Here is a 2,034-nt window from a genome sequence, read left to right as displayed (position 1 = left end):
TAATACAATTTCAGTAACTAAAATTTTCTGGCGGTCATAGCTTAAACAACACAACAACACTTAAGCCATCCCATCAGGAAGCAGTGCAGCTAATTTCTGTCCCGTCTTACGGTTGTCAATTCCCTTTTTTAGTTTTAACGATGCGTTACAGAAAAATTTGTGATAAATTGTGGGTAATTGTTAACTACTACTAACACTTTATCACATTTGAACCCCAGGCTGTATTGCCGTCAAGCGTATAGATTATGTCAAAAACACAACAGGTGCTAGATTATGCCCGTGAAAAAGGCATAATTAGAGCTAAAGATATAGAAGCACAAGGTATTCACAGACAATATCTCAAACGCCTGGAACAGCAAGGACTACTGATACGTTCAGCCCGTGGTATTTACACTTTTGCAGAAGCTGAAATTACAGAAGGTCATACCTTGGCTGAAACTGCTAAACGAGTTCCTAGTGGAGTAATTTGTCTTCTATCAGCACTTAGTTTTTATGGGCTAACTACTCAAGCACCTTTTGAAGTATGGCTTGCTATACCTCACAAGCACCGTCCCCCAAAAGACAATCTTTTACCTCTAAAAATTGTTTATATGTCTGGTAAATCCCTCTGTGAAGGTGTTGAAGAACATCTAATAGAAGGTGTGAATGTACGAGTATATTCTTTGGCAAAAACAGTTGTGGATTGTTTTAAATTTCGCAATAAAATTGGTCTAGATGTGGCGCTTGAAGCACTACGAGAATGTTGGAGAGAAAGAAGATGCTCAATTGATGAACTATGGGATTACGCTAAAATTTGTCGAGTACATAATGTTATACGTCCATATCTCAATTCACTAAAATAATGTTCTTTTCATTTTCACATCAAGTTGAGTTGTTTGCCAATAGAGATTCCCTGTAGGATAATGGTTAACGCTTTGCAAATATCTTTAGGGTTATAGGGGTCAAACTGCGAAAAATCTGTTTTCGATGATGCCTTTGGTACTGCTGTAGATATAACTATTAGTATTTCAACTAGCTTTCTTGTGGCTTCATCTGTAGGCGTAAAACAACCTGATTTTTGTTGTGCATGGTGAACTATATCGCTATTCTTATTTACCCAATTAGTCGCTTTTTCCACCGCAATTCTAGGCATCAAATCAGGCGGCAATTCGTATGTTAAAGCTTCTGCTAAAAATGTAAAAATAATTGTTTTTAGGAGAGGGGAACGATTTAAGCTCCCTATTAAATTTTTAGCGATCGCCTGAGTTTTGTATTGTGGCTCTCCTAGTAATTGCTTACGCCTTTTAGCCTCACCCATTATTTTTATTAGAGGTTATTTTTTAGTTACGGTTTAAAATTAGTTTGACGAAATTTCTATACCACTGTGTACACCAAAGCAAAAATAATCACATCACTTTTGACACTTCAAGAGTGTAAATGAGTTTTTTATATTAAAACAACACATTATCATTAACCTTCCTAAGTATAATTACTTTTTTTTGGTTAATAATTCTGACTTTTCTAAGTTTAAGTTTCTCTAGTCTAAGTTTTTGTCTAGTCAATTCTAGAGCAATTAATTCTTGAGCGCGTTTTTCAATTTTGTTTTGACGTTCTATTGGTAGTTCCTTGATTTTTTCTCTCAAACTTTTACCCATTGTGTACTTAACCTTCCTCTTTTAATTTTAAAAGATGATCCTTGTACCGTGCATCAGCTTTTTTGATGAGTTGTTTATAAAAACGTTTTTGGCTAACACCCGACTTATCACCTGCTACCAACAAGATTGCTTTTCTTTTTGGGTCAAAAGCAAATGCTACACGCCAAACACCACCATGAGCCAAAAAACGTAATTCTTTCATGTTGCTGTACTCTGAGCCATTGAGGGTGTCAACGTGAGGGCGTTTTAGCTGTGAGCCGAATTTTTCTAATAACTCTGCTGTAGCAAGTAACTCATCTTGCACCTCTGTAGGCAATCTACCAAACTCCGGCTCAAAATCATCATGAAATTCAACTGTCCATTCCACTAACTTATTATGATTACAATGTCATACGTTTTC

General features: G+C 36.1%; 4 protein-coding genes. 1 reads left to right on the top strand and 3 read right to left on the bottom strand.

Translation table 11 applies throughout. The features are described 5' to 3' along the window. Positions 1-245: 245 nt before the first annotated feature. Complete coding sequence (locus VB654_RS25170) at positions 246-842, top strand: type IV toxin-antitoxin system AbiEi family antitoxin domain-containing protein (protein WP_323216562.1); 597 nt, start codon at positions 246-248, stop codon at positions 840-842. Between the two features lie 14 nt (positions 843-856). Here VB654_RS25170 and VB654_RS25165 read toward each other — a convergent pair whose 3' ends face one another. The 3 genes from VB654_RS25165 to VB654_RS25155 all read right to left on the bottom strand — a co-directional run bounded on the left by VB654_RS25165 (position 857) and on the right by VB654_RS25155 (position 2,001). Continuing rightward, positions 857-1,297, bottom strand: coding sequence for a hypothetical protein (locus VB654_RS25165; RefSeq protein ID WP_323216561.1), 441 nt, complete (start codon positions 1,295-1,297; stop codon positions 857-859). Positions 1,298-1,430: 133 nt separating this feature from the next. Then, complete coding sequence (locus VB654_RS25160) at positions 1,431-1,634, bottom strand: hypothetical protein (protein WP_323216560.1); 204 nt, start codon at positions 1,632-1,634, stop codon at positions 1,431-1,433. A gap of 7 nt (positions 1,635-1,641) precedes the next feature. Further along, a complete protein-coding gene (locus tag VB654_RS25155; protein WP_006198100.1) occupies positions 1,642-2,001 on the bottom strand; it encodes a type II toxin-antitoxin system RelE/ParE family toxin in 360 nt (119 codons plus the stop codon). Positions 2,002-2,034 lie beyond the last annotated feature (33 nt).

The sequence above is a fragment of the Nodularia sp. UHCC 0506 genome, from assembly GCF_034931045.1.
Taxonomy (GTDB): Bacteria; Cyanobacteriota; Cyanobacteriia; order Cyanobacteriales; family Nostocaceae; genus Nodularia.
Note: the sequence above shows the minus strand (reverse complement) of the source record. Positions and strands in the feature narration are given on the sequence as shown.

Bases quoted from the DNA above. Each gene is read 5' to 3' on its own strand.
- VB654_RS25170 (WP_323216562.1), top strand. From the start codon at position 246: ATGTCAAAAACACAACAGGTGCTAGATTATGCCCGTGAAAAAGGCATA.
- VB654_RS25160 (WP_323216560.1), bottom strand. From the start codon at position 1,634: ATGGGTAAAAGTTTGAGAGAAAAAATCAAGGAACTACCAATAGAACGT.
- VB654_RS25165 (WP_323216561.1), bottom strand. From the start codon at position 1,297: ATGGGTGAGGCTAAAAGGCGTAAGCAATTACTAGGAGAGCCACAATAC.